Annotated in this window: 5 protein-coding genes; all 5 read right to left on the bottom strand. The window is 59.0% G+C overall.

Translation table 11 applies throughout. The annotated features are described in order from the left end of the window. Positions 1 to 177 precede the first annotated feature (177 nt). Positions 178 to 1,032, bottom strand: coding sequence for a metal ABC transporter permease (locus tag ABLU78_RS12890; RefSeq protein ID WP_015703270.1), 855 nt, complete (start codon positions 1,030 to 1,032; stop codon positions 178 to 180). Then, positions 1,026 to 1,874 (bottom strand): iron/manganese ABC transporter permease subunit SitC, encoded by an 849-nt coding sequence (gene sitC, locus ABLU78_RS12885; RefSeq protein ID WP_015370015.1) that lies wholly within the window; start codon positions 1,872 to 1,874, stop codon positions 1,026 to 1,028. The genes ABLU78_RS12890 and sitC overlap by 7 nt, the downstream gene beginning before the upstream one ends. After that, entirely contained in the window at positions 1,871 to 2,692 is an 822-nt protein-coding gene (locus tag ABLU78_RS12880) for a manganese/iron ABC transporter ATP-binding protein (protein ID WP_020078093.1), read from the bottom strand. Before ABLU78_RS12880 ends, sitC begins: the two co-directional genes overlap by 4 nt. Continuing rightward, entirely contained in the window at positions 2,689 to 3,606 is a 918-nt protein-coding gene (locus ABLU78_RS12875) for a metal ABC transporter substrate-binding protein (RefSeq protein WP_015370017.1), read from the bottom strand. Before ABLU78_RS12875 ends, ABLU78_RS12880 begins: the two co-directional genes overlap by 4 nt. Before the next feature lie 303 nt (positions 3,607 to 3,909). Further along, positions 3,910 to 5,982 carry a formate hydrogenlyase transcriptional activator FlhA gene (gene flhA, locus ABLU78_RS12870; RefSeq protein ID WP_047466333.1) on the bottom strand — a complete coding sequence of 691 codons (2,073 nt, stop codon included), beginning with the start codon at positions 5,980 to 5,982 and terminating at the stop codon, positions 3,910 to 3,912. Positions 5,983 to 6,000 lie beyond the last annotated feature (18 nt).

Genomic DNA, 6,000 nt, shown 5'->3' with positions numbered 1-6,000 from the left:
GGGCTACCAAATCGCAAAGCGCTGTAGCCCCGGTAAGCGGCAGCGCCACCGGGGGTTTTGAGATCGCCAGCACCGGCAGTTTCAGCCAGCATGGTGAATAAATTAAAGGCAGGCCGCACGGACTGTAGGTCGGATAAGCGTAGCGCCATCCGACAATTCTCCCTGCTCGCGCTGGCGTTAACCGCCACCGGGGAGCGTTGCTGACGCCCTCTGTTTCTGACCGTCACGGACCGTACTGGCGACAAAGGCCAGCACGAACAGCGCGGTAAATAGCACCACGATGGTTGGCGCCGGGGCGCTATCGAGATAAAACGACAGCCAGACGCCCGCCAGCGAACAGCCCACGGCGATTACCGTTGCCAGCAATAATGCGCTGACAAAGCGCCGCGTCAGCAGCAGGGCGATAGCGCCGGGTGCTATCAGCAGCGAAATCGACAGAATAATCCCCACCGACTTTAACGTCGCGACGATAGTCAGCGCGATCATGCACAGCAGACCATAATGCAGCAGCCCGCAGCGCAGGCCGCTGGCTTTGGCCTGGTTCGGATCAAAGGCGTGCAGTAAAAAATCGCGCCACTTTAGCCCGATAATCAGCGCAATCGCCAGCGCAATCACCGCCGTTTGCCCGATATCGCTGGTGGATATCCCCAGCATATCGCCAAACAGAATATGGTCGAGATGGACCTCGGATTGAATCGCCACGTACAGCACCAGCCCGGCGCCGAACATCCCCGAGAAGACGATCCCCATAATGGTATCGCGCTTGATGCGGCTGTTATCGTCGAGAAAACCGGTGGCGACGGCGCAGAATAAGCCGGCAATAAACGCGCCGATGGCGAAGGGGATACCGATAATGTAGGCCACCACCACGCCGGGAAACACCGCGTGGCTCATGGCATCGCCCATCAGCGCCCAGCCTTTTAATACCAGAAATACCGACAGCAGCGCACAGGGGACGGCGACGATCGTCGCCACCAGCATCGCGTTGACCATAAACGGGAACTGTAATGGTTCAAGCAGCATCGTTAGCATGAGGCCTCCCTGGCGCGGCGGCGGTTGGCCAGCAGGCCGTGCTTCGGCGCGAAGACAAAGGTAGCTAAGAACAGCAGCGTCTGCGCCACCACGATGATGCCGCCGGTGGCGCCATCAAGGTAGTAGCTCAGCCATGCGCCGAAGAAGCTGGTCAGGCTGCCGATAGCGACGGCAATGGCCAGCAGACGCGGGAAGCGGTCGGTTAACAGCCAGGCGGTGGCGCCGGGCGTCACGACCAGACAGATGACCAGAAACGCGCCGACGGTTTGCAGCGCCGCCACGGTGCAGGCGGCCAGCAGGGTGAAAAACAGCAGCTTCAGGCCGCTGGTGTTAAGGCCAATCGAGCGGGCATGGTTCTCATCGAAGAAGGTGACCATCAGGTCTTTCCACTTCAGCAACAGGATCGCCATTGAAATAAAGCCAATCGCCGCCAGCTGGATAATATCCTCCGGAGCGATGGCGAGAATATTGCCGAGAATAATAGTTTGAATGTTCACCGAGGTCGGATTCAGCGACACCATAAACAGACCGATGCCGAAAAACGAGGAGAAAATCAGCCCGATGATGGCGTCCTCTTTAAGCCGCGAACGCTGGTTAAGAAACAGCATGCTGCCTGCCGCCAGGCCGCCGGAGAGAAACGCGCCCAGCGCAAAGGGCAGGCCGAGCATATAAGCGCCGGCGACGCCGGGAACGATCGAGTGGGAGAGGGCGTCGCCAATCAGCGACCAGCCTTTGAGCATCAGGTAGCAGGAGAGAAAGGCGCAGACGCCGCCGACTAATGCCGAGACCCACATCGCGTTGAGCATGTATTGATAGCCAAACGGCTCCAGCAGCCAGCTCATCGTTGGCCCCCCGCCGCGCGATGGCTGATAAACGGCCGCTCATCGTCGGTAATAATGCGCTCTTCCGCGCCGGTGAGCGTGACGTGACGCAACACGCCGCTGAAGGCCAGCTCCAGGTTCTCGGCGGTGAAGGTGGTCTCCGTCGGGCCGCTGGCCAGCACGGTGCCTTTCACCATCACCGTGTAATCGCAAAATTCGCTGACTGAACCGAGGTTATGGGTAGAAACCAGCATGGTACAGCCTTCGTCGCGCAGTTCTCGCAGCAGGGCAATGATCCGCGCCTCGGTCTGCACATCGACGCCGGTAAACGGCTCATCGAGCAGGATCACTTTGCCTTCCTGAGCAATGGCGCGGGCGAGGAACACGCGCTTTTTCTGCCCGCCGGAGAGCTCGCCAATTTGTCTTTTGCGGTATTCGCTCATCCCTACGCGGGCCAGCGCGGCATCAACAATCTGCCGGTCGCGGGGCTTCGCCCGCCGCAGCCAGCCCATATGGCCATAGCGGCCCATCATTACTACATCTTCCACCAGCACCGGAAAAGACCAGTCCACCTCTTCCGATTGCGGTACGTAGGCAACAAGATTTTGCCGAAGCGCGCGGTTGACCGGCTGGCCGAGAATGGCGATATCGCCGTGGCCGACGCGCACGAAGCCCATCAGCGCTTTGAACAACGTCGATTTACCGGAGCCGTTGACCCCCACCAGCGCGGCAATCGATCCGCGCGGTACGCTGAACGAGGCATCGCGCAGAGCGGTGTGGCCGTTGCGATAGGTCACCGTGACCTGGTCAACGATAAGTCCCGCTTGTGGCGCAATCATGACTGTTTCCTCAGGCCATCGTTGATCCCTTTGACGATGGTTTCGGTGGTGACGCGCAGCAGGTCAAGATAGGTCGGCACCGGGCCGTCGGCGGCGCTTAGCGAGTCAACATACAGTACGCCGCCATAGTGGGCGCCGGCTTCACGGGCGACCTGTCGCGCCGGTTTGTCGGAGATGGTGCTTTCACTGAAGATGGTCGGGATATGCTCCTTCTTCATGGTGTCGATGGTTTTACGCACCTGCTGCGGCGTGCCCTGCTGGTCGGCGTTAATCGGCCACAGATAACGCTCCTGCAGGCCGTTATCGCGCGCCAGATAGGAGAATGCGCCTTCGCTGGTGACCAGCCAGCGTTTGTCCGCCGGCAGTTTCGCCAGTTCGGCCTTCAGCGGCGCCATAGTCTGGCGGATCTTCTCTTTGTAGGCCTCGGCGTTACGGCGATAGGTGTCGGCATTGACGGGATCGTATTTCACCAGCGCATCGCGAATGTTATCGACGTAAATCAGCGCATTATCCGCCGACATCCAGGCGTGCGGATTAGGTTTGCCGTTGTAGGGGCCATCGCTGATACCCATCGGCTGAATACCGTTGCTGACCACGACTTCCGGTACGCCGTTCAGGTGCTGATAAAAACGGGCGAACCACAGTTCGAGGTTGAGACCGTTGGCGAGAATAAGCTTCGCCCCCTGCGCGCGTTTGATATCGCCCGGCGTCGGTTGATATTCGTGAATTTCCGCGCCCGGCTTGGTGATTGAGCTGACATCGGCGGCGTCGCCGGCGACGTTCTGCGCCATATCGGCGATCACGGTGAAGGTGGTAATGACTTTAAATTTTTCTTGCGCCTGAGCGGGGGCGATGGCAAGCAGCGCTAATGCGGCGGAGAACAACAGGCACTTGAACGGCGGCAGATGCGTCATAGGATCCCTCACGGTATTGCGATTAATTAATCATCGTTTATAGCCTTTGCTATGTTATATAGCACAAGCTATTTATAAATGAAAATAATTCTTATTTAGATGTTGGGGTAATGATTAGGCTGAGAAGGGATTGTTAAGGGGATTAACTCAGGGGCGGCCCCGTATTCGATTGCTCGCGCCGTTATTTTGTCGGATGGCGCTACGCTTATCCGACCTACGGTCCCGCGCGATTTGGTAGCCCGGAGAAGGCGCAATGCGCCGCCTCCGGGAGAATCTCCACGCTATGAGAGACATATCGCCGGGCTAGAATAACCGATCCTTATTAATGCCTAAACGCTTCATTCGCGACAGCAGCGTCGTGCGCTTGAGCCCCAGGCGCTGGGCGGCGCCTTTTGGCCCGGCCACCACGCCGTTGCTCTCTTTCAGTACCCGGACGATCAGCTGATATTCATCTTCGCCTTCCTCCGGCAGCACTTCCGGCGCCAGCGTCTCCTGTTCAATATGCATTTCCGGCAGCGACAGTTGCAGTACGTTGCCGCGGGTTAGCAACACCGCGCGCTCGACGACGTTTTCCAGCTCGCGCACGTTGCCCGGCCACTCCATGCGCGAAAGCGTGCGTAGGGTCTCCGCGGGAATACTGTCGATGTTGCGCCCCAGACGGCGGGCGATTTTGAAAGTGAATGCTTTCACCAGCAGTGGAATATCATCCGGGCGTTCGCGCAGCGGCGGCAGGTGGATCGGGAACACATTGAGCCGATAGTAAAGATCGCTGCGGAATTCACGATCGATAACCATCTGTTTGAGATCGCGGTTGGTGGCGGCGATCAGCCGTACATCGGTCTGAATCAGTTTATTACTGCCCAGGCGTTCGAATTCCTGCTCCTGGAGAACGCGCAGCAGCTTCGGCTGCAGTTCCAGCGGCATATCGCCGACCTCATCGAGGAACAGCGAGCTTTTGTCCGCTAGTTCGAAACGGCCGATGCGCTGGGCGCTGGCGCCGGTAAAAGCGCCGCGCTCGTGGCCGAACAGATCGCTTTCCAGCAGGCCCGCGGGCATCGCCGCGCAGTTCATTTTCACCATCCGTCGGCCGTTGCGCTCGCTCAGGTTATGAATAGCGCGGGCAATCAGTTCCTTACCGGTGCCGGTTTCACCGAGGATCAGCACCGTACTGTCGCTCTGCGCCACCATCTCCACCTGTTTAAGCACGCTGTGCATCGCTTCGCTGCGACCGATGATTTCGCCGAACTCGCTTTCGACGTTGTTGAGCTGTTCGGTGAGCGCCAGGTTTTCATCCACCAGCCGTTCTTTCAGCCGCTGGATCTCGCGATAGGCGAGGGCGTTATCGATAGCTATCGATACGCGCTCGGCGATTTGCCGCAGCAGTTTAAGGTTGGTAGTGGTAAACACCTGCTCATCGCACTGCGCCAGCTTCAGCACCCCGAGCAGCGTATTGCCGGACATGAGCGGCAACAGGCACAGGGTCTGGATCTGGTTATCCCACATCTCGAAGAGCATTTTTTCATACGGCGCCAGCGAGTCGTGCTCATGCAGATTGAGTAACAGCATCTCTTTGCTCTTAAACACCCGCTCGGTTAGCGTGCCGGCTTCATCGACTTCGCTTTGGTCGTGGACCGGATGGCTGGCGTCGAGATAGTGGGTAGAGTAGATGTTGAGCTTGCCTTTGCGGTTGCTGCGCAGCACCACGCTGATGGCGTCGATGCGGAAATAGCGGTGGATCTCTTTCGCCACCTCGCTGACCAGCTCGTCAATATCGAGGCGCGACAGGACGGCGTTGGTGATGGCCACCAGGATGCGGAAGTTATCGCGCTCGTGGCACAGCAGGTCGTAATCGACGTTGTTGCTGACCCGGCTTTGGATCTGCTCGGTCACGACGGCGACAATCTGCGCGAAAGTATGCAGGCGCTGGTACTCTTTTTCGCTCCATGGCCGGTTGTCGTCGCGGATGAACTCACAACCGCCGAAGATGCGGCCTTCCGCCGCCAGCGGCAGCAGGCAGTAGTAGCCGAATTCCGGGTAAATGCCGCTGGCGGCCAGCTGCGGCCAGGTTTCGGCGAAGGTCGCGTTGTCGCAATGTAGCGCGTCGGGGCGCGACAGCAGGCGGCGTACCGGGCCGTGCGCCAGTACGGTTTCATCTTCGTAGCTTGCCGGCTGCCCGGCGTCGTCGCAGGCGTACCTGGCGGCGCGATGGTTGCCGTGGTTCCACAAGATAATCGCCGCCCGGTCGGCAAGCGCGGATTGCTGCACCAGACGGGTTAGCGTTTCGCTCAGCGCGGCCAGATCGGGCTGCTGTAATAAAATACGGGTGATATCAAACAGACCCTGCTGCCCGAGATCGCCCATTGGTGTATACGACATTGCTTAAGTCCAAAAAGC

Source organism: Klebsiella sp. JN_Kp122, from assembly GCF_040062085.1.
GTDB classification, from domain to species: domain Bacteria; phylum Pseudomonadota; class Gammaproteobacteria; order Enterobacterales; family Enterobacteriaceae; genus Klebsiella; species Klebsiella aerogenes.
Note: the sequence above shows the minus strand (reverse complement) of the source record. Positions and strands in the feature narration are given on the sequence as shown.

Excerpts from the sequence above, each read along its gene's own strand:
- ABLU78_RS12890 (WP_015703270.1), bottom strand. The coding sequence starts at position 1,032 with ATGCTAACGATGCTGCTTGAACCATTACAGTTCCCGTTTATGGTCAAC.
- sitC (WP_015370015.1), bottom strand. The coding sequence starts at position 1,874 with ATGAGCTGGCTGCTGGAGCCGTTTGGCTATCAATACATGCTCAACGCG.
- ABLU78_RS12880 (WP_020078093.1), bottom strand. The coding sequence starts at position 2,692 with ATGATTGCGCCACAAGCGGGACTTATCGTTGACCAGGTCACGGTGACC.
- ABLU78_RS12875 (WP_015370017.1), bottom strand. The coding sequence starts at position 3,606 with ATGACGCATCTGCCGCCGTTCAAGTGCCTGTTGTTCTCCGCCGCATTA.
- flhA (WP_047466333.1), bottom strand. The coding sequence starts at position 5,982 with ATGTCGTATACACCAATGGGCGATCTCGGGCAGCAGGGTCTGTTTGAT.